20 protein-coding genes are annotated in these 19334 nt (G+C 67.8%); 17 read left to right on the top strand and 3 right to left on the bottom strand.

Annotated elements, in window-relative coordinates; all coding sequences use genetic code 11:
• The first annotated feature begins 28 nt into the window (after positions 1 to 28).
• Positions 29 to 1549 (top strand): fumarate hydratase, encoded by a 1521-nt coding sequence (locus EZJ19_RS04055; RefSeq protein WP_131445017.1) that lies wholly within the window; start codon positions 29 to 31, stop codon positions 1547 to 1549.
• A gap of 36 nt (positions 1550 to 1585) precedes the next feature.
• On the opposite strand, the gene EZJ19_RS04050 is transcribed toward EZJ19_RS04055, so the two are convergent.
• Positions 1586 to 2008 (bottom strand): rhodanese-like domain-containing protein, encoded by a 423-nt coding sequence (locus EZJ19_RS04050; protein WP_131445016.1) that lies wholly within the window; start codon positions 2006 to 2008, stop codon positions 1586 to 1588.
• Between the two features lie 142 nt (positions 2009 to 2150).
• Here EZJ19_RS04050 and EZJ19_RS04045 point away from each other — a divergent pair, with 142 nt between their 5' ends.
• The 16 genes from EZJ19_RS04045 (at position 2151) to ccmI (ending at position 16081) form a co-directional block, all read left to right on the top strand.
• Positions 2151 to 2594 carry an NfeD family protein gene (locus EZJ19_RS04045; protein ID WP_131445015.1) on the top strand — a complete coding sequence of 148 codons (444 nt, stop codon included), beginning with the start codon at positions 2151 to 2153 and terminating at the stop codon, positions 2592 to 2594.
• Between the two features lies 1 nt (position 2595).
• Positions 2596 to 3447 (top strand): SPFH domain-containing protein, encoded by an 852-nt coding sequence (locus EZJ19_RS04040; RefSeq protein ID WP_131445014.1) that lies wholly within the window; start codon positions 2596 to 2598, stop codon positions 3445 to 3447.
• 81 nt (positions 3448 to 3528) lie between these two features.
• On the top strand, positions 3529 to 4644 hold the full coding sequence (locus EZJ19_RS04035; RefSeq protein ID WP_240754643.1) for a serine hydrolase: 1116 nt from the start codon (positions 3529 to 3531) through the stop codon (positions 4642 to 4644).
• 219 nt (positions 4645 to 4863) lie between these two features.
• On the top strand, positions 4864 to 5442 hold the full coding sequence (locus EZJ19_RS04030) for a c-type cytochrome (protein WP_131445013.1): 579 nt from the start codon (positions 4864 to 4866) through the stop codon (positions 5440 to 5442).
• A gap of 10 nt (positions 5443 to 5452) precedes the next feature.
• A complete protein-coding gene (locus EZJ19_RS04025; RefSeq protein WP_131445012.1) occupies positions 5453 to 6808 on the top strand; it encodes an NAD(P)/FAD-dependent oxidoreductase in 1356 nt (451 codons plus the stop codon).
• Positions 6809 to 7078: 270 nt separating this feature from the next.
• The gene (locus EZJ19_RS04020; RefSeq protein WP_131445011.1) at positions 7079 to 8410 is read left to right on the top strand and encodes a multiheme c-type cytochrome; all 1332 of its coding nucleotides are present in this window, start codon (positions 7079 to 7081) and stop codon (positions 8408 to 8410) included.
• A gap of 63 nt (positions 8411 to 8473) precedes the next feature.
• Positions 8474 to 8926 carry a tetratricopeptide repeat protein gene (locus tag EZJ19_RS04015; protein ID WP_131445010.1) on the top strand — a complete coding sequence of 151 codons (453 nt, stop codon included), beginning with the start codon at positions 8474 to 8476 and terminating at the stop codon, positions 8924 to 8926.
• A 128-nt stretch (positions 8927 to 9054) separates the two neighbouring features.
• On the top strand, positions 9055 to 9744 hold the full coding sequence (ccmA, locus tag EZJ19_RS04010; RefSeq protein WP_131445009.1) for a cytochrome c biogenesis heme-transporting ATPase CcmA: 690 nt from the start codon (positions 9055 to 9057) through the stop codon (positions 9742 to 9744).
• Positions 9729 to 10397, top strand: a complete 669-nt coding sequence (gene ccmB / locus EZJ19_RS04005) for a heme exporter protein CcmB (RefSeq protein WP_131445008.1) — start codon at positions 9729 to 9731, stop codon at positions 10395 to 10397. Before ccmA ends, ccmB begins: the two co-directional genes overlap by 16 nt.
• 5 nt (positions 10398 to 10402) lie before the next feature.
• Entirely contained in the window at positions 10403 to 11146 is a 744-nt protein-coding gene (gene ccmC, locus EZJ19_RS04000) for a heme ABC transporter permease CcmC (protein ID WP_131445007.1), read from the top strand.
• Entirely contained in the window at positions 11146 to 11319 is a 174-nt protein-coding gene (gene ccmD / locus EZJ19_RS03995; RefSeq protein WP_131445006.1) for a heme exporter protein CcmD, read from the top strand. Before ccmC ends, ccmD begins: the two co-directional genes overlap by 1 nt.
• Entirely contained in the window at positions 11316 to 11777 is a 462-nt protein-coding gene (gene ccmE, locus EZJ19_RS03990; RefSeq protein WP_131445005.1) for a cytochrome c maturation protein CcmE, read from the top strand. The genes ccmD and ccmE overlap by 4 nt, the downstream gene beginning before the upstream one ends.
• Positions 11778 to 11830: 53 nt before the next feature.
• Positions 11831 to 13822, top strand: a complete 1992-nt coding sequence (locus EZJ19_RS03985) for a heme lyase CcmF/NrfE family subunit (protein WP_131445004.1) — start codon at positions 11831 to 11833, stop codon at positions 13820 to 13822.
• A complete protein-coding gene (locus tag EZJ19_RS03980) occupies positions 13819 to 14337 on the top strand; it encodes a DsbE family thiol:disulfide interchange protein (protein WP_131445003.1) in 519 nt (172 codons plus the stop codon). Before EZJ19_RS03985 ends, EZJ19_RS03980 begins: the two co-directional genes overlap by 4 nt.
• Positions 14334 to 14792, top strand: coding sequence for a cytochrome c-type biogenesis protein (locus EZJ19_RS03975; protein ID WP_131445002.1), 459 nt, complete (start codon positions 14334 to 14336; stop codon positions 14790 to 14792). The genes EZJ19_RS03980 and EZJ19_RS03975 overlap by 4 nt, the downstream gene beginning before the upstream one ends.
• A 62-nt stretch (positions 14793 to 14854) precedes the next feature.
• On the top strand, positions 14855 to 16081 hold the full coding sequence (ccmI, locus tag EZJ19_RS03970) for a c-type cytochrome biogenesis protein CcmI (RefSeq protein WP_131445001.1): 1227 nt from the start codon (positions 14855 to 14857) through the stop codon (positions 16079 to 16081).
• Positions 16082 to 16115: 34 nt separating this feature from the next.
• Here the strand turns inward: ccmI and EZJ19_RS03965 are convergent, their stop codons facing one another.
• Together EZJ19_RS03965 and EZJ19_RS03960 are read right to left on the bottom strand one after the other, a co-directional pair.
• Positions 16116 to 17435, bottom strand: a complete 1320-nt coding sequence (locus EZJ19_RS03965; protein WP_131445000.1) for a chorismate-binding protein — start codon at positions 17433 to 17435, stop codon at positions 16116 to 16118.
• Between the two features lie 151 nt (positions 17436 to 17586).
• A complete protein-coding gene (locus EZJ19_RS03960; RefSeq protein ID WP_131444999.1) occupies positions 17587 to 19284 on the bottom strand; it encodes an ATP-grasp domain-containing protein in 1698 nt (565 codons plus the stop codon).
• Between the last annotated feature and the right edge of the window lie 50 nt (positions 19285 to 19334).

The raw sequence follows: 19334 nt of genomic DNA, 5'->3' as shown, positions 1-19334 counted from the left end.
CCTGCCCATTTTCATTCGCGGCCCGCCCATGACCCTCATCAAACGGGAAGACCTGATCCAGTCGATCGCCGACGCCTTCCAGTTCATCTCCTACTATCACCCGCTCGACTTCGTCCGGGCCGTCAAGGCCGCCTACGACCGCGAGCAGTCGCCGGCCGCCAAGGATGCCCTGGCCCAGATCCTGGTGAACTCGCGCCTGGCCGCGGAAGGACACCGGCCGATCTGCCAGGACACCGGCATGGCCGTGGTCTTCATGCGGGTCGGCATGGAGGTCCGCTTCGAGCCGGGCATGAGCCTGCAGGCGATGGTCGACGAGGGCGTCCGGCGCGCCTACACGAACCCCGACAACCCCTTGCGCGCCTCCGTCCTGGCCGACCCGCTCGGTGCGCGCCGGAACACCCGCGACAACACCCCCGCGGTGCTGCACGTGGAACTGGTGCCCGGCGACCGGGTCGACGTACGCCTGGCCGCCAAGGGCGGCGGCTCGGAGAACAAGGCCCAGTTCGCCGTCCTCAACCCGTCCGACTCGCTGGTCGACTGGGTGCTCGAACGCATACCGGAGATGGGCGCGGGCTGGTGTCCGCCCGGCATCCTGGGCATCGGCGCCGGCGGCACCCCGGAGAAGGCCCTGGTCATGGCCAAGGAGGCGCTCATGGCGCCCGTCGACATCCAGGACCTGATCGCCCGCGGTCCGGCCAGCCGGGTCGAGGAACTGCGCCTGGAGCTGTACGACAAGGTCAACGCCCTGGGCATCGGCGCCCAGGGCCTGGGCGGCCTGACCACGGTGCTCGACGTCAAGATACTCGACTACCCCACCCATGCCGCTTCCCTGCCGGTGGCCATGATCCCGAACTGCGCCGCCACCCGGCACCTGCATTTCAGCCTGGACGGCAGCGGTCCGGCCCGCTTCGAGCCGCCGGCGCTGGCGGAATGGCCGGAGATCGCCTGGAACGGCCCGGCCGGTGCCCGCCGCGTCGACCTGGACACGCTCAGCGCGGCCGACACCGCCGCCTGGCGCGCCGGCGACGCCCTGCTCCTGTCGGGCCGGCTGCTCACCGGGCGCGACGCCGCGCACAAGCGCATCGCCGACCTGGTCGCCCGGGGCGAACCGCTGCCGGTCGATTTCCATGGCCGCTTCATCTATTACGTCGGCCCGGTCGACCCGGTGTCGGGCGAAGCGGTCGGCCCGGCCGGGCCGACCACGGCGACCCGCATGGACGCCTACACGGACCTGATGCTGGGCCCCGATGTCGGCCTCATCGGCATGGTCGGCAAGGCCGAGCGCGGCCCCGAGGCGATCGCCTCGATCCGCGCCCACGGCGCCGTCTACTGCATCGCCGTGGGCGGCGCCGCCTACCTGGTCGCCAAGGCGATCAAGGGCGCGCGCGTCCTGGCCTTCCCGGAGCTGGGCATGGAGGCGGTGTACGAGTTCGAGGTGGTGGACATGCCGGTGACCGTGGCGGTGGACGGCCGGGGCGATTCGGTGCACGAGGCGGGCCCGCGCGAGTGGCGGGCCAGGATCGCCAAGATCCCCCTGGCCCGGCATTGACGGCCGCCCGCCCGGGCGGGCGGCCGCCGGGCTGGCTCAGTAGGTCGCTTCCTGTTCCAGGGGCATGCCCTCGGCGACCCAGCGGGTATAGCCGCCGTCCAGGTTGATGACGTTCTTGAAACCCATCATCTGCAGCACCGCGGCCGCCATGGCGGAACGGCCGCTGGTGGCGCAGTAGACGACGATCTGGCGATCGCGCGCGGCGGCCAGTTCGGGCACGTGCTTGGGATAGGCCGGGTCGGCGGCGGCCTCGAGGATGCCGCGCGGCACCAGGTGGGCGCCCTTGATGTGGCCGTTGGCGAATTCGACGTGTTCGCGCACGTCGATCAGCAGCATGTCTTCCTTGGCGGCCATCTTTTCCAGCAGTTCGCGCGGCTGGATTTCCGTGATGCAGGACTTGGCGGCGCGGACGAAGTCCATCAGGCCCATGGGTTGTTCGGGTTTGAAGGTGTTGTACATCGGGTGGGCTCCATTGTTTGCGTGTGCCGACGGCACGGTGCCCGGAAAAATAACACATCCGGGCCGCTTGCCGCGCCGTGCCGCTTTGGCCACGGGCCGGGAAGTGGCAAAATGCCCGTTCGGACTGGCTGGGGCGCGCGGCATGGAATTGGCATGGTGGCATTGGTTGGTGATGGGCATGGTGCTGGTCGCACTGGAGATGCTCGTGCCCACCTTCTTCCTCATGTGGTTCGGCCTCGGTGCCCTGCTGGTGGGCGTGGTGGTGCTCTTCGCGACGCCCGGTTTCGCCGCCCAGCTGGTGCTTTGGGCGGTCGCATCGCTGGCCATGATGGGCATCTGGATCAAGTGGTTCAAGGTGCCGGACCGCAACCGCGCCGGCCAGGCCAAGGAGGGCGTGATCGGCATCGCCGGCCTGCTCACCCGGCCGGTGACCGATCTGGGCCAGGGCGAAATCCTGTTCCAGCGCCCGGTACTCGGGTCCGACCGTTGGCCCGTGGTGGCCGACAACCCGATCCCCGCCGGCGCCAAGGCCAAGGTGGTGGACGTGCTCGGGCAGACCTTGAAGGTAGAGAGGATGGGAGGCTGACATGGGTGGCGAGATCGTATCCGTCGTACTGATCGTTTTTCTGTTCGTCACGCTCTGGAAGGGCGTGCGCATCGTGCCCCAGGGCGAGGAATGGGTGGTCGAGCGCCTGGGCAAGTACCTGAAGACCCTGATGCCGGGCCTGCACGTCCTGATCCCCTACATCGACAACCTGGCCTACAAGGTCACCACCAAGGACCTGATCCTGGACATCCCGCAGCAGGAGGTGATCACCCGCGACAACGCGGTCCTGGTCACCAACGCCATCGCCTTCGTCAAGGTGACCGACACCCAGAGCGCGGTGTACGGCGTCACCAACTTCCAGCTCGCCGTGATGAACCTGATCCAGACCACCCTGCGCGCCATCATCGGCGCCATGGACCTGGACGAGGCGCTGTCGAGCCGCGACCAGATCAAGGCCAAGCTGAAGGAATCCATCTCCGACGACGTCTCCGACTGGGGCCTGACCCTGAAGTCGGTGGAGATCCAGGACATCTCGCCGTCGCCGACCATGCAGAAGTCGATGGAGATGCAGGCCGCCGCCGAGCGGGAGCGGAAGGCCACGGTGACCAAGGCGGAGGGCGACAAGCAGGCCGCCATCCTGGAGGCCGAGGCGCGCCTGGAGTCGGCCAAGCGCGATGCCGAGGCCCAGGTCCGCATGGCCGAGGCCTCGGCCGAGTCGATCCGGCGCATCTCGGCGGCCATCCCTGAGCAGGAATTGCCGGCCATGTTCATCCTGGGCGAGAAATACATCGGTTCCCTGAAGGAGATCGCCAGCGCGAACGGCAGCAAGACCGTGCTGCTGCCCGGCGACCTGATGAAGAGCCTGGAAGGTTTGTTGGGGCGGAAAGCTTGATGACTGTTAAAGTCTTTTCTAAAGTTTTGTGTGTAAGCGCCGATTATTGCGGCGTGCACGGATGACGTAGGGGTGGGTGCCGTGAAGAAACTACTTGCTTATCTGGTCTCGGCTTCGCTCGCGGTCGCCGCGCCGATGGCCCAGTCCGCCGGTACCGCGTCGGTCAAGCCCAGCGCCCAGGCGGGCAAGACGGTGGCCAAGGCCAAGAAGAAGGTCAGCCGGGTCACCAGCAAGAAGCGCTATCGCGCCCGTACCCACAAGCGTGTCGTGAGCGAGACCCAGGAACGCCGCCTGCACATGAGCCAGAGCCTGGCCCAGGCGCCGCTGGAGGTCTCCTACGGCGTCGTCGAGAGTTCCGCCCTGAACCTGCGCTCGGCCGCCGTCATGGTGGTCGACCAGAAGACCGGCGAAGCCCTCTACGCCAAGAACCCCGACGTGGCGACGCCGATCGCCTCGATCACCAAGTTGATGACCTCCATGGTCGTGCTCGATGCCGGCCTGCCGATGACGGAGGAGATCGTCATCGGCAACGAGGACGTCGACCGCCTGAAGGGGTCCAGTTCCCGGCTCGCCCTGGGCACCACCCTGAGCCGCGAGGAACTGCTCCACCTGGCCCTGATCGCCTCCGAGAACCGCGCCGCCTCGGCGTTGTCGCGCTCCTACCCGGGCGGTCGTCCGGCCTTCGTCCAGGCCATGAACGCCAAGGCCGCGGCGCTGGGCATGAGCCATACCTGGTTCGTCGACGGTACCGGCCTGGACAGCTCCAACCGCTCCACCGCCGCCGACCTCGTGAAGCTGGTCGACGCCGCGTCGAGCTATCCCCTCCTGCGCCAGATCACCTCGACCGGGCAATACGGCGTCACCATGCCGGGCCGCCAGGTGGTCCGGGTCAAGGACCACGGCCGGGTACGCCGGGTTTCGCGCGAGGTGATGCGCCAGGTCGCCTTCAACAATACCAATGCGCTGACCCGCAGCCCGAGCTGGAACATCGGCCTGTCCAAGACCGGCTACATCAACGAGGCCGGCCATTGCCTGGTCATGCAGGCCAACATCGCCGACCGCCCGGTCATCATGGTGTTGCTCGATTCCTGGGGCAAGCTGTCGCGCATCGGCGACGCCGCCCGGGTGCGCAAGTGGCTGGAAAGCCAGTTCTCCTCCGGTCGCCTGGCCAGGCTGGGCGACGACCCGTCGGTCTGACCGGCCCCTCCGGGCCGGCCTAGGCCCGCCCTCCGTCCCGCTGGCTCCTGCCGGCCATCCGCCCGGGTGGCCGGTGTCCGCTCGTGCCCGGGGTACACCATCCCGCAAGCGCCAAGAAACTTGATGGCTATCAAGGTTATTCTCCAGGTGCGTCTATACCATCCGCTACGGTGGATTGAGCAGTAAGCAGTCAGGGGACACCATCTGTCAGGAGGGGATATGCGCAAGCAGTTCGTCGTGGTCGGTGTGCTCGCCGGCCTGTCGTGTCTGGGTGTGGCCGAGGCGGCCGACAATATGGAAGGCCTGGCGCGCACCTGTTTCAACTGCCACGGTACCGGTGGCGTGAGTGCCGGCACCTCGATGCCGTCGATCGCGGGCCTGCCCGAGGCCTATCTCAAGAGCGTCATGCTGGAGTGGAAGCGCGGCGAACGGGCGTCGGCCAACATGACCCGCCTGGTCAAGGGCTACACGGACGACGAGATCGCCGGCCTGGCCGCCTATTTCGCCAAGCAGCCCTGGACCCCGGTGCCGCAGCCGGCCGCCAAGGCGGTCCTGGCCAAGGGCCGGAAGGCCACCGAGCGCTGCGAGTCCTGTCACGGCGCCACCGGCGGGCAGCCGGACGAGGACGACGTGCCGAAGCTGAACGGGCAGTGGGCCAAGTACCTGGAACTGGAACTGGCCAAGTACCGCGACGACAGCTTCCAGATGACCCACAAGAGAATGATCCGGAACGCCCGCAAGATGGGTGCCGGGGACGTCGAAGCGGCGGCCGGGTTCTACGGCGCCCAGGGCAAGTGAGGGGGACCAGATGAGCCAGATCAACCGTCGTGAATTCATCCGCGTCCTCGCCGCCGGCGGGGCGGCCAGCGCGTTCCCGGCCGTCGCCCGCGCGGCCGCCAAGGCCCGCGTCGTCGTCATCGGCGGCGGCTACGGCGGCGCCACGGCCGCCAAGTACCTCAAGCTGCTCGACCCGGCCATCGAGGTGACCCTGATCGAGCCGAACAAGTCCTACACGTCCTGCCCGCTGTCCAACGAGGTGATCGCCGGCTACCGCGACATCAAGACGCTGCAGGTCGGCTATGACGGGCTGCGCAAGCACGGCGTCGAGGTCGTCCAGGACCTGGTCACCGGCATCGACCGGGCCGCCAGGACCGTCACCACCCAGGGTGGCCGCAAGCTCGGCTACGACGCCATGGTCATGTCGCCCGGCGTGGAATTCCACTTCGAGGGCATCGAAGGCTACAGCGAGGCCCTGGTCGACCGCTTCCCGCATGCCTGGAAGGCCGGCCCGCAGACCCTGTTGCTCAAGAAGCAGCTGGAGGCGATGCCGGACGGCGGCAAGTTCGTCATCGTCGTGCCGCCGGGGCCGTTCCGCTGCCCGCCCGGGCCCTACGAGCGCGCCTCCCTGGTGGCCAGCTACCTCAAGCACCACGGCAAGACCAAGTCCAAGATCATCATCATGGATGCCAACGACAGCCACTCCAAAAAGGGCCTGTTCCAGCAGGCTTGGAAGAAGCTGTACGGATTCGAGAAGGAAGGCCTGGGCACCCACGGCATGATCGAGTGGGTGAAGGGTGCCGAAGGCGGCAAGGTGGTCAAGCTGGATGCCAAGACCAAGACGGTGTCGTCGGACTTCGTCGACATCAAGGCCGACGTCCTCAACATCATCCCGCCCCACAAGGCCGGCAAGATCGCGGTCGCCAGCGACCTGGCCAAGGCCGACGGCTGGTGCAAGGTCGTGCCGATGACCATGGCGTCCGCCGAGGACGAGGCGATCTACACCATCGGCGACAGCTGCGTCGCCGGCGAGATGGCCCTGTACGGCAATCCGGACGCCAACTTCGACATGCCCAAGTCCGCCCACATCGCCATGACCCAGGCCAAGGTGGCGGCGGCGGCCATCGTCGCCAAGGTCAACGGCCTGCCGGCGCCCCAGCCCTACTACGCCAACACCTGCTACAGCATCGTCGACGAGGGCTACGGCTTCTCGGTCGCCCACCTGTACCGGGTCGAGAACGGCACCTTCAAATACATCAAGGAAGGCAGCGGCATCTCGCCGGTCAAGATGCCCGACAACTCCGAGGTGCCGGCCCTGTACCGGAAGTTGGAGGCCGAATACGCCGACGGCTGGCTCCGGAACGTGATGGCGGATGCCTTCGGTTGATACGTGGTCGCACGCGTGAAGGGGAATCTATGACGGTACAGACAGGTTCGACAAGGCAGGTCTAGCCGGCGCCACCGGCGCCGGCGGAGTAGCGGGCGGTATTCGTCACCGGAAGAAGGGGAAAGTCATGATACGAAGGGAACACTCACCGGGCTGGTTCAGTGCCATGCTCATCGCCATGGTCTTGCTGTTCGGCGCCGGTACGGCCACGCGGCGAGCAAGAAGACGGCCGCCGACCGCGCCATCGGCGAAAAGTGCGTCAAGTGCCACATGGACGAGACGCCGGGGCTGGCCAGGGAATGGAAGAAGAGCACCCACGCCGGCAAGGACATCGACTGCTACGACTGCCACAAGGCCCTGCCGGGCGACAAGGACGGCTATCTGCACCACAAGGTGATGATCGCCACCATCGTCACGCCGAAGGACTGCGCCGCCTGCCACGAGAAGGAAGTGACCCAGCAGCAGCCCTCGCACCACGCCAAGGGCGGCCAGATACTCGCCTCGCTGGACAACCTGATGGGCGAGGTGATCGGCGGCCTGCCCGCCGTCAACGCCGGTTGCCGGCAGTGCCACGGTTCCGTCGTGGAACTCGACGCCAAGAACATGCCGACCGCCGAAACCTGGCCCAACACCGGTATCGGCCGCATCAACCTCGACGGCTCCAAGGGATCCTGCTCGGCCTGCCACGGCCGCCATCGCTTCTCCGCCGCCCAGGCGCGCGAGCCGGATACCTGCGGCAAGTGCCACCTGGGCCCCGACCATCCGCAGAAGGAGGTCTACGAGGAATCCAAGCACGGCATCCTGTTCGCGTCCTTCCGGGATGAGATGAACATGAAGTCGAAGAAGTGGGTGGTCGGCGTCGATTACACGGCGGCCCCGACCTGCGCGACCTGCCACATGAGCGCAACCCAGACCCAGGGCGTCACCCACGACGTCGGCGACCGCATCTCCTGGACCCTGCGCCCGCCCATCTCGCAGAAGCTGAACATGATCAAGCTCGAGAACGGCGACGAGTTCGACCTGCCGGCCAGCCAGCCGCTACCCAAGGTGGGTGACGCGGCCAAGGGCTCCACGGTCAAGCAGATCGTCTCCTGGCAGAAGCGGCGCGAGAAGATGAAGGACGTCTGCATGGCCTGCCACACCGACCGTCAGGTCAACCAGCACTACGAGCAGTTCGACAACCTGGTCGACCTCTACAACGACAAGTTCGCCAAGCCGATCGCGGCCATGATGGAGGAGTTGAAGAAGGCCGGCTACATCACCCCGGCGCCGTTCGACGAGAAGATCGAATGGACCTGGTGGGAGATCTGGCACCACGAAGGCCGCACCACCCGCCACGGCGCCGCCATGATGGGCCCGGACTACACCTGGTGGCACGGCATCTACGAGGTCGCCCAGCACACCTACTTCCTCTGGATTCCGGAGATGAAGGAAGTCGTGATGAAGAAGGACGGCAACACCAAGTTCGCCGACGACCTGCTGGCCAAGTACTTCAAGCCGATCGACGGCCATGACTGGTACTTCAACGGCCTCAGCAAGGAAGCCATCGACAAGGTGCGCAAGGGCTTCGAGGAGCGCTACGGCAAGGGCTCCCTGAAGTAACGAGGAAGTGCGGCCAGCCCTTCGGGGCCGGCCGCACGGCCGTGCAGAGAACAGGATGGAGACATGCGTAGACCGTTGATCAACTGCCTGGCGGGGCTGGCCTTCATGGTCGGTGCCGCCGCGGCCCACGCCAACGCGTCGGCCGACAAGTGGCTGGAGCAGGGCGACAGCCAATGGCGCCAGGGCCATACCGACCAGGCCATGAAGTCCTACGAGGCCGCCGAGAAGAGCGAGCCCAATTCCAGCCGGATACTGATGAAGAAGGCCGGGTTGTACCTGGCGACGCAGAACTTCGACTCGGCCATCCGCACCTACCAGAGCGTCATCGGTGCCGAGCCGGGCAACGCCGTCGCCTTCATCGGCATGGGCATCGCCTACCTGCACGGCGGCGACAACGACCTCGCGCGCGCCGCCTTCGAAGAAGCGCTCAGGCTCGAACCGAAGCGCAAGGCGCAGCTGGCGCCGGTGCTCGCCAGCCTGGACGAACAGGCGAACCGCCGCGTTTCGCCGCATTAAGCCAGGCTTCAGCTTCGTCGCCGACAATGGCGCCGGCCTCGAGCCGGCGCATTTTTTTCAACCCGCCCCGAAGTTGGAGAACCGGTGGATTGCCGGTATCCTCCGCCTGCTATCGATACCTCCATTCCATGTCCGACACCGCCGCCGTCCTCTCCGTACATGATCTTGCCTGTGCACGGGGCGAGCGCACGCTGTTCACGGGCATGAACTTCAGCCTGGGCCAGGGCCAGCTCCTCCTGGTACAGGGTGGCAACGGACGCGGCAAGACCAGCCTGCTGCGTCTCCTCACCGGCCTGGCGCACCCGCTCGCCGGCGAGATTCGCTGGCGCGGTCGCGCCCTGGCCGACGGCCGCGAGCTGTTTCACCGCGAGATGGCCTACCTGGGCCACCTGAACGGCATCAAGGACGAATTGACCCCGGTCGAGAACCTGCGCCTGGCCGGCGACCTGGAGGGGATGCCGATGGACCAGGCGACGGCCGAGCGGGCGCTCACCGACATCGGTCTCGCGCGCTGCCTCGACCTGCCCTGCCGGGTCCTGTCGTTCGGCCAGCGGCGCCGGGTGGCCCTGGCCGGCCTGGTCGCCTCCGGTTCCCTGCTCTGGATCCTCGACGAGCCGCTCACCGGCCTCGACGTGCACGGCGTCGCCATGGTCGAGGGGCTGCTGCGCGACCACGTCGGCGCCGGCGGCATGGTGGTCATGACCACCCATCAGCCGCTCGCCCTGGACGGCCTCGCCGTCGTCCCCCTGCTGGTCGGGCCCGCGCTGACCCGGCCGGAGCCGGGCAACCAGGAGGAGCCGGCATGCTGCGCTTCCTGATCGCCGTCATCCGCCGCGACCTCAAGCTGGCCGCCCGGCGCAAGGGCGACTGGCTGACCTCGCAGTTCTTCTTCGTCATGGTGGTCAGCATGTTCCCGCTCGGCATCGGTCCCGACCCCGCCATGCTCAGCAAGGTCGCCGGCGGCGTGCTCTGGGTGGCCGCCCTGCTCGCCGCCCTGCTGTCGCTGTCGCGCCTGTTCGCCGACGACCACCGCGACGGCAGCCTGGAACAGATGCTCCTGTCGCCCAACCCGCCGGTCCTGCTCGCTCTCGGCAAGGCGCTCGCCCACTGGCTGATCTACGGCATCCCGCTGCTCCTGATCGCCCCGGTGCTGGGCGTCCAGTTCGCCCTGCCCGGCGACGCCATCGGGGTCCTCATGCTGTCGCTCCTGGTCGGCACGCCGGTGCTGTCCCTGCTCGGCAGCGTCGGCGCCGCGCTGACCTTGGGCCTGCGCGGCGGAGGGGTATTGTTGACGTTGCTGATCCTGCCCTTGTATGTTCCGGCCCTGATCTTCGGCGCCGGCGCCGTCGATGCCACCCTGGCCGGCGTGGGCGCGGAAGCCAACCTGTCCCTGCTCGCCGCCTTCATGGTGATGACCCTACTGGTGTCGCCCTGGGTGGCGGCCGCCGCCCTGCGCGTTTCCATCGAGTGAATCCTATGTCGTCGTCCATCGCCTGGTTCAAATTCGCCGCCCCGATGACCTTCTACGGCCTGGCCGGCCGGCTCATCCCGTGGTTCGCCTGGAGCGCCGGCTTGCTGGCGGCGATCGGCGTCTACATCGCCTTTTTCGTCGCCCCCACGGACTTCCAGCAGGGCGAGGCCTACCGGGTCATCTTCATCCACGTGCCGGCGGCCTGGATGTCCATGTTCCTGTACCTGGTGATGGCCTTCTGGTCGGCGGTCGGCCTGGCCTGGAACACCCGGCTGTCGTTCATGATGTCGCGCGCCCTGGCGCCCACCGGGGCGCTGTTCGCCTTCCTGTCCCTGTGGACCGGAGCCCTCTGGGGCAAGCCGATGTGGGGCGCCTGGTGGGTCTGGGACGCCCGCCTGACCTCCTCGCTGATCCTGTTCTTCCTGTACGTCGGCATCATGGCCCTGTGGTCGGCCATCGACGACCCGCGCCGGGGCGACAAGGCCGGCGCCCTGCTGACCCTGATCGGCGCCATCAACGTGCCGATCATCTATTTTTCCGTGAAGTGGTGGAACACCCTGCACCAGGGCGCGTCCATCAGCCTGATGAAGGCGCCCACCATGGCCGCGACCATGGTCACCGGCATGCTGATCATGACCTTCGCGGCCTGGTTCTACGCCATCGCCGCGGCCATGATCCGGGTGCGCGGGATCATCCTGGAGCGCGAGCGGCACACCGAATGGGCCGCGGAAATCCTGGAGGGCAAGTGATGCATTGGGGCAGCTGGAGCGAGTTCTGGGCCATGGGTGGCTATGGCCTGTACGTATGGGGGTCGTACGGCGTCGCCTTTTTTGCCGTCTTGATTGAAATCATTTCCCTCATCCGCGGTCAGAAACACACTTTGCAACGCCTCAGGCGCATGAGGAACTGGGAATCGGAATGAAATCGCGCAACAAGAAACTCCTGGCCATCGGCCTGTCCGTCGTCGGCCTGGCCATCGCCGCCAGCCTGGTGCTCAATGCCTTCAAGAAGAATCTGGTGTTCTTCTTCTCGCCCACCCAGGTGGCCGCCGGCGAGGCGCCCAAGGACCGGGCCTTCCGGATCGGCGGCCTGGTCGAGTCGGGCAGCCTGAAGCGGTCCGAGGATGGCATGCTGGCCAGCTTCGTGGTCACCGATACCGCGAAATCCATCACCGTCCAATACAGCATCCGCGAATACGGCCCGTTGCCGGACCTGTTCAAGGAAGGCAAGGGCGTGGTCGCCGAAGGCAAGATGGGCGACGGCGGCGCCTTCCTGGCCACCCAGGTGCTGGCCAAGCACGACGAAAATTACATGCCTCCCGAGGCCGCCCACGCGCTCGAGCAGGCGCAGAAGGCCCAGCAGACGGTGGTGACGCAATGAGCCGCCAGGCGCTGTCGGCATGGGCCCCGGCCCGGAAATACTGAGGAGATACGATGATCCCCGAACTCGGCCAATTGGCCCTGATCCTGGCCCTGCTGCTGGCCCTCGCCCAAGGCATCCTGCCCATCCTGGGCGCGCACCGCGGCAATGCCACCCTGATGGCGGTGGCGCGCCCGGCGGCCCAGGGGCAGTTCGTCTTCGTGGCGATCGCCTTCGGCTGCCTGGCCTACGCCTTCCTGACCAACGACTTCTCGGTCGAGAACGTCGCCCGCAACTCCTTCTCGCAACTGCCCAAGATATATCGCTTCACCGCCACCTGGGGTTCGCACGAGGGTTCCATCCTGCTCTGGACCCTGGTCCTGGCCTTCTGGACCATGGCCGTGACGGTGTTCAGCCATCACCTGCCGGACGACATGTCGGCCCGCGTGATCGGCGTCATGGGCCTGGTCAGCTCGGGCTTCCTGGCCTTCATCCTGCTCACCTCCGACCCGTTCACGCGCCTGAACCCGATCCCGGCGGACGGCAACGACATGAACCCGCTCCTGCAGGACCCGGGCATGGTGTTCCACCCGCCCATGCTGTACATGGGCTACGTCGGCTTCTCGGTGGCCTTCGCCTTCGCCATCGCCGCCCTCCTGTCCGGGCGCTTCGACGCCGCCTGGGCGCGCTGGTCGCGGCCCTGGACCACGGTGGCCTGGGTGTTCCTGACCATCGGCATCACCGCCGGCAGCTGGTGGGCCTACAACGAACTGGGCTGGGGCGGCTGGTGGTTCTGGGACCCGACCGAGAACGCCTCCTTCATCCCCTGGCTGGCCGGCACCGCCCTGATCCATTCCCTGGCGGTGACCGAGAAGCGCGGCGCCTTCAAGGGCTGGACCGTCCTGCTCGCCATCATCGCCTTCTCCATGAGCCTGCTGGGCACCTTCCTGGTCCGTTCCGGCGTGCTCTCGTCGGTGCATGCCTTCGCCACCGACCCGACCCGCGGCATCTTCATCCTCGGCTTCCTGGGCGTGGTGATCGGCGGTTCCCTGGTCCTGTACGCCATCCGGGTACCCAAGATGGAGAGCGGCGGCAGCTTCACCTGGTTCTCGCGCGAGTCGCTCCTGCTCGCCAACAACGTGGTCCTGGTCGCCGCCCTCGGTTCGGTCCTGCTCGGCACCCTGTACCCCTTGTTCATGGACGCCATGGGCATGGGCAAGATTTCGGTCGGCCCGCCCTATTTCAACTCCGTGTTCGTGCCCCTGATCGCGCCCGCCATGTTCCTGGCCGGCGTCGGCCCCCTGGCACGCTGGAAGCAGGCCAGCCTGCCCGAGATGGCCAAGCGCCTGCGCATCGCCATGGCGGTTTCGGTGGCGAGCGCCCTGCTGTTGCCGCTCACCGTGGGCGGTTTCAACTGGATGGCGAGCGTCGGCATCGGCCTGGCGATGTGGATCGTGTTCACGGTCCTGATCGGCTTCGCGGAACGCCTCAAGCACGAGCAGGGCAGCAAGCTGGCCGCGCTGATGCGCCTGCCGCGCGGCTTCTGGGGCATGCAGCTGGGCCACTTCGGCCTCGCCTGGGTGGTCGCCGGCATCGCCCTCGTCTCCGCCTACGAGACCGAGCGCAACGTCAAGATGAACGTCGGCGACACGGTGCACCTGTCCGGCTACGCCTTCACCTTCATGGGCGTGGAGATGCGCGACGGTCCCAACTACCGCGCCGCGCGCGGCACCCTGGAGGTGAGTACGGGCGGCAAGCCGGCCTTCGTCCTGCATCCCGAGAAGCGCATCTACAACGCCTCCGGCATGCCGATGACCGAGGCCGCCATCAACTACGGCTTCACCCGCGACGTCTACGCCGCCCTGGGTGAGGAACTCGGTCCCAACGAGTGGACCGTGCGGGTGTTCTTCAAGCCCTTCGTCGGCTGGCTCTGGCTCGCCGGCGCCATGCTGACGCTGGGCGGCATCCTGGCCGCCTTCGACCGCCGCTACCTGATCGCGCTGCGCAAGACGGGCGCCGACACCAGCCCGGCCAAGGGCGCCGCCGTGCAGGGGGCCAAGGCATGAAACGCTGGTTGCCGCTGATCATCTTCGTGGCCCTGGCCGGCTTCTTCTATGTCGGGCTGCACCTCAACCCGCGCGAGGTGCCGTCGCCCTTCATCGGCAAGCCGGCGCCGGCCTTCACGCTGCCGGTCGTCGGCCAGGCCGGCGTGACCTTCGCGCCCGAGCAGAACAAGGGCAAGGTCTGGCTGTTCAACGTCTGGGCGCCCTGGTGCGTCGCCTGCCGCCAGGAACACGACGCCCTGATGCAGCTGTCCCAGGCCGGCGTGCCGATCTACGGCCTGAACTGGAAGGACAAGGATCGCGAGGCGGCCGCCCTGCTGGCGCGCGAGGGCAGTCCCTACGTGGTGACCGCCGACGACCTCGACGGCCGGGTCGGCATCGACTACGGCGTCACCGGCACGCCCGAGACCTTCGTCATCGACAAGCAGGGCATCATCCGCATGAAGCACATCGGCCCGATCGACGCGGATGCCTGGCAGAACAAGTTCCTGCCCCTGCTCAAGGAGTTGAACAAATGAAGCGCCTATTCCTGATCCTGCTCGCCAGCCTGGCCATGCCGGTCTGGGCCGCCGAGGCCGTGCCGGTGGGCGACGACCCGGCCATCGAGGCGCGCATGGTCAAGCTGGCGTCCGACCTGCGTTGCCTGGTCTGCCAGAACGAATCCCTGGCCGGCTCCCACGCCGAACTGGCCGAGGATCTCCGGCGCGAGATACGCGAGCTGATGCACCAGGGCAAGACCGACCAGCAGGTCATCACCTACCTGACCGACCGCTACGGCGACTTCGTCCTCTATCGGCCGCCCTTCCGCAGCTACACCGTGCTGCTCTGGCTGGGCCCGGCGCTCTTCCTGGCCATCGGCGGGGTGGCCTGGTACCTGACCCTGCGCCGGCGGCGCGCCATCCAGGCGGCCAGCCAGGTCAGCCCGGAAGCGCTCAAGCAGGCCGCCGACCTGCTCGACGAAAAGCAGGATTGATCTACACCTAATGGGCGAGCCGGGCGGGACCCGGCCGCCGCCGTCAGTTCGAGGAGCATCGATTGAATAGCACCTATGCCTTCTGGGCGCTCGCCGCCGTGTTCGTCGCGGTCGCCTTGGCCTTCCTGTTGCCGCCCCTGTTGCGCAAGCGCCCGGGTGCGGCGCACGCCGGGCGCAGCAGCATCAACATCGCCGTCTATCGCGACCAGTTGAAGGAGATGGAGGCGGACCACCGCAACGGCCTGCTCAGCGATGACCAGTTCGCCGCGGCCAAGATCGAGCTCGAGGCCCGCCTGGCCCAGGATGCCCTGGTGGTCGAGGACCCGGTGGCGCCTGCCCGGCGCGGCGGCCGCGTGCTGGGGGGCGTGCTGGCCGTCCTGGTGCCCGTGCTCGCGGTCGCCCTGTACCTGCAGGTTGGCACGCCCGACGCGCTGCTGCCGGCCGCCGTGCGCGGCGAGCACGACATCCAGGCGATGATCGACCAGGTCGAGGCGAAGACCCGCAGCGAACCCGGCAACGTCGACGCCTGGGCGATGCTGGCGCGCACCTACGCGGCCGTCGGCCGCTGGCAGGATGCCCTGGCCGCCTACGACAAGGCCAACACCCTGAAGCCGAACGTGCCGGCCGTCATGACCGGCTATGCCGAGGCGCTGGCGGTCAACAACGACCGCGTCCTGCAGGGCAAGCCGATGGAGTTGATCCTCAAGGCCCTGGAGATCGATCCCGAGGACATCAAGGGCCTGGAACTCGCCGGCATCGCCAGCTTCCAGACCAAGAACTACGCCAAGGCGGCGGACTACTTCGGCCGCCTGCTCAAGCTGGTGCCGCCGGAATCGCCCTACGCGCAGGACATCGCCCAGGCCGCCCAGGAGGCGCGCCGCCTGGCCCAGGGTGGCCCGGCGCACCTGGACAACCTGAGCGAGCCGAGCGGGGCCAAGGCCGCGCCGACGGCCCAGGTGGCCGGCCGGCTCGAGCTGGCACCGGCCCTGAAGGGCCAGGTGGCGCCGACCGACACGGTCTTCCTGTTCGCCCGCGGTGCCGGCGGCGGGGCCCCGGCGGCGGCGCTGCGCGCCAGCGTCGGCGACCTGCCGCTCGACTTCGCCCTGACCGACGCGATGGCCATGTCGGCCGACAACCGGCTGTCCAACCTGAAGGAAGTCGATCTGGTCGCGCGCATCGCCAAGTCGGGCGACATCAAGGGCGCGGCCGGCGACCTCGAGGGTCACCTGGCCAAGGTCAAGGTGGGCGCCAAGGGCGTCAAGCTGGTGATCGACACCGTCCGCAAGTAACGACGGCCCGCCATGCCCGCGGGGGCATGGCCGCCTAGCGGCCGGATTCCGTCTCCCACTCGGTCACCGCCTCCAGCAGCGAACGCAGCTTGTTGGCCACCTCCAGGGTTTCCTGCTGCGGTTTCGCTTCGGCGATCACGCCGACGCCGCCCTGGGTATGCAGGGTCCCGTTCAGCAGCAGGGCCGAACGCAGGTTGAGGAAGCAGGACACCTCGCTGCCGCCGGGCGCGGCGCGGCCGACGATGCCGGCGTAGTAGCGCAACGGCTGGGTGTCGGGGTCGGAGAGCGGGACCAGCTCCGCCGGGTAGGAACTGAGCGGAGGATAGCTCTCCTCCAGCAAATCCAGGAAGTCGATCCCCGGGCGCAGCCTGCCGGACAGCCGCGAGTGCAGATGCCGGACCCGGCGCAGGGTGCGCACCCCCATGAGCTGCTCCTCGCGGACCGAGCCGGCTTCGCACAGGCCGGCCAGGCGGATCCGGTAGCGTTCCAGCGCCATCAGGTGTTCGTGCCGTTCCTTGGCGTCGGTGAGCAGCTCCTGCAGCCAGCGGGCGTCGACCTCCGGATCCGGCGAGATGCCCCGGGTCGACGCAACGACGTCGAAACTGAGCTTGCCGTGATCGAGTTCGAACACGTTCTCGGGGCTGCAGCCCAGGGAGAAGGTGTCGCGGCCGAGGGCGGCGAAATGGGTGGCCGCGGCACCGCGTTCGTTGCCCGCGTAGATCTCGAACAGGCGGAAGGGATCGGCGCCCGGGCGCACGGGTTTGTCGTAGGCGCGGGTGATGATCATCTTGCCGACGACGGATTGCAGCGCCGCCACCGCTGCCTCGATGCGCTTGAGGAACTCGGCATCGGGTTCCGTATGCCAGGGGACCGGCGTGCCGGTCTGGGCCACCGGTTGCGGCTCGGCGACGCCTTCCGGCAACTCGGCCAGGAGCGTTTCCAGAGCCGACCGGTCGGCGCCGTCCGCTGCCAGGATGGCGACGCCGTCGGCGGACCCGAAGCGGGCCTCCATGGCCGGTTGGACGAATTCCATCAGGGGCAGGGCGGGGTCCCGGCTGCGGCGCTGGATATCCAGGCTGATCATGAAGAAACAGGGCCGCGCCGGGTCGATCAACTGGCGCAGGGTCTGGAACGGCCGGGCCCCTGCCGGCACGGTGGTGCGGACACCGCCCGCGTCGACCGCGAAGCCGTCCGCGCCGAGCGTGATGGTCCGCTCCGGCGCCACACCGAGCCAGGTCCTGCCCGATTCCGGAATGTGGAACAGATAGCCGGGGGCCAGGCCCGGGTCGCCGAGTTCCTGCATGCGCCGGTACAGCCGGCTGCCCTTGCTCAGTACGTCGTGTGTTTGGCTCATGGCGATCGATCCTCGATGGCAGTCCGGACCCCGAGGCGGGCCGGGCCGAATAACAACTCCGGGTTGCAGGTTATCCGATTCCACCGCGCTTGGGGGTATGGCAGTCGGCCTCCCGGCGGTCAGGCGTGGCCGAGGCCACGCGGTAGCGGTGCTACTTCAACAGCCCGTCGATATAGCTGCGCATGGCGGCCAGGGTACGCTGGTGGGCATGGTCCGGCGAACGGATGTCGGGGGCGGCGGCGGTGAACAGGCTCATGGAGGCGTTGGCCTCGTAGAAGACGAGGCGGCCGTCGGCCAGGACGTCGAAATCGATGCCGAATATGTCGAGCGGGATGCGTTCCCGGATGGCGTGCAGGGTCGCCATCACGCCGGCGCCCAGTTCCCGATCCGGGTCGGCGCAGAGGCGGTCCTCCTGGGCCAGCAGGTGGCGGTTGCTGCGGTAGAAGGCCACCCGTTCCTCGGACTTGCGGCCATGCACCATCCAGAAGGTATCCCAGTCGGCCCGCATGACGCCGATGTGGTCGCCCACCACCGCGGCGCGAATCTTGCGGTAGAAGCCGTCGGGGCCGCGGCTGTCGATGAACTCGGTGACGAAGAACTGCTCGGGCAGCCGCGTGGCGAGCGCGTCGAGCAACTGTGCGCGGTCGTCGATCCTGTGCATGCCCAGGCCTTGCTGGAGCTCTAGCGTGCGGGCGATCAGAGGGTAGGCGAACTGCGCTTCGATCGCGGCCGCGAGTTCGCTGCCGGTCTTGCCCGCCTTGTCGAAACGGCAGGTGCGGGGAACCAGGAGGTTGGCCAGGCCAGCCAACCGGGCGGCGTTTTCGTCACGGCCGGACTGGGCGATCTTGTCGGGATGGTTGATCACGGGAACGCCGAAGCTCGCGGCGAACTGCACGAGATCCTGCTGGCTGCCGCGCGCCGCCATGGCCTCGGCGCCGGCGATGTTGTTCAGGATCAAGGCGGGTGGCGGCAACTGCTCGCGCGCGGCGCGCCCGGCGGCTTCTTCGGCGAACACGGACATGAACCGATATTCGGCCGCCAGATGGGTGCTCAGTTGGCCGGGGAAATTACCCCCGAAGTGCAGCGCCCGTTCAGAGTCGATGTCGGCGAATTTCACCTTGTTGAATATCAGGATGTTGGCGCGTTGACCTGTCTGGGCAGGACTGACATAGACCGGCGATGCGGTCGCGAGCGTGGCGTGGATCGCGCGTACGGCCGCTTGATCGCCGCGTTCCATCGCGCACAGGCAGAGGTCGGTGAGCAGGGGGAAGCTGACGCGTGGCCGGAGCCGCTGCTCCGCCTGCTGGAGGGCCTGCCAGGCGGCACCGAGGTCGCCCCGGGCCAACTGGAGCTTGCCCAGGGCATGGTGCAAGACGCCGTCCTGGGCGAGGTGGCCGATGGCGCTGGTCAGCAGGTCGGCGGCCGCGTCGATCCGGCCCAGGTCGGCGAGCATGTCGGCCAGGGCGGGCAGCATCTGCCGCTCCTCCGGGTTCGGGATGCGCTGTTCAGGCCATTGCGGAACCGGGCGGCTGGCGTACTTCGCCGCCTCGGCGCGGGCGCCCTCCCTGAGCACGACGCTGAGCAGATTGAAGAGGTTGCGGAGATAGATCCAGGCAGGCGTCGGGTTGGCCAGGGCTTGTTCCCACAACTGCTTGGCCTTCTTGGTGTGCCGACGCTGGACTTCCAGCAGGGCCAGCAGGCCGAGCGCTTCGGGGTTGCCGCCGTCGCGATCCAGCAGTTGTCTCAGGGTACGCTCGCCTTCTTCCTGCCTGCCGGCGCGCAGCAGGTCCTTGGCGGTCTGGATCGGGTCGGGCCGGCCCGTTTGGGCGGAGATGAGGTGGGGGCGCATGGTCGATTTTCGCAGATCAGTTCCGGACGTGGCTGGCACTATAACGATAA

The sequence above is a fragment of the Parasulfuritortus cantonensis genome, from assembly GCF_004337445.1.
GTDB classification, from domain to species: Bacteria; Pseudomonadota; Gammaproteobacteria; order Burkholderiales; family Thiobacillaceae; genus Parasulfuritortus; species Parasulfuritortus cantonensis.
This window is presented reverse-complemented; position numbering and strand designations above follow the sequence as displayed.

Coding starts and splice junctions, on each gene's coding strand:
- EZJ19_RS04015 (WP_131445010.1), top strand. CDS start 8,474: ATGCGTAGACCGTTGATCAACTGCCTGGCGGGGCTGGCCTTCATGGTC.
- ccmE (WP_131445005.1), top strand. CDS start 11,316: ATGAAATCGCGCAACAAGAAACTCCTGGCCATCGGCCTGTCCGTCGTC.
- EZJ19_RS04045 (WP_131445015.1), top strand. CDS start 2,151: ATGGAATTGGCATGGTGGCATTGGTTGGTGATGGGCATGGTGCTGGTC.
- ccmD (WP_131445006.1), top strand. CDS start 11,146: ATGCATTGGGGCAGCTGGAGCGAGTTCTGGGCCATGGGTGGCTATGGC.
- EZJ19_RS03965 (WP_131445000.1), bottom strand. CDS start 17,435: ATGAGCCAAACACACGACGTACTGAGCAAGGGCAGCCGGCTGTACCGG.
- EZJ19_RS04050 (WP_131445016.1), bottom strand. CDS start 2,008: ATGTACAACACCTTCAAACCCGAACAACCCATGGGCCTGATGGACTTC.
- EZJ19_RS03985 (WP_131445004.1), top strand. CDS start 11,831: ATGATCCCCGAACTCGGCCAATTGGCCCTGATCCTGGCCCTGCTGCTG.
- ccmC (WP_131445007.1), top strand. CDS start 10,403: ATGTCGTCGTCCATCGCCTGGTTCAAATTCGCCGCCCCGATGACCTTC.
- ccmB (WP_131445008.1), top strand. CDS start 9,729: ATGCTGCGCTTCCTGATCGCCGTCATCCGCCGCGACCTCAAGCTGGCC.
- EZJ19_RS03980 (WP_131445003.1), top strand. CDS start 13,819: ATGAAACGCTGGTTGCCGCTGATCATCTTCGTGGCCCTGGCCGGCTTC.
- EZJ19_RS04040 (WP_131445014.1), top strand. CDS start 2,596: ATGGGTGGCGAGATCGTATCCGTCGTACTGATCGTTTTTCTGTTCGTC.
- EZJ19_RS04030 (WP_131445013.1), top strand. CDS start 4,864: ATGCGCAAGCAGTTCGTCGTGGTCGGTGTGCTCGCCGGCCTGTCGTGT.
- EZJ19_RS04025 (WP_131445012.1), top strand. CDS start 5,453: ATGAGCCAGATCAACCGTCGTGAATTCATCCGCGTCCTCGCCGCCGGC.
- ccmA (WP_131445009.1), top strand. CDS start 9,055: ATGTCCGACACCGCCGCCGTCCTCTCCGTACATGATCTTGCCTGTGCA.
- EZJ19_RS04055 (WP_131445017.1), top strand. CDS start 29: ATGACCCTCATCAAACGGGAAGACCTGATCCAGTCGATCGCCGACGCC.
- EZJ19_RS03975 (WP_131445002.1), top strand. CDS start 14,334: ATGAAGCGCCTATTCCTGATCCTGCTCGCCAGCCTGGCCATGCCGGTC.
- EZJ19_RS04020 (WP_131445011.1), top strand. CDS start 7,079: ATGGACGAGACGCCGGGGCTGGCCAGGGAATGGAAGAAGAGCACCCAC.
- EZJ19_RS03960 (WP_131444999.1), bottom strand. CDS start 19,284: ATGCGCCCCCACCTCATCTCCGCCCAAACGGGCCGGCCCGACCCGATC.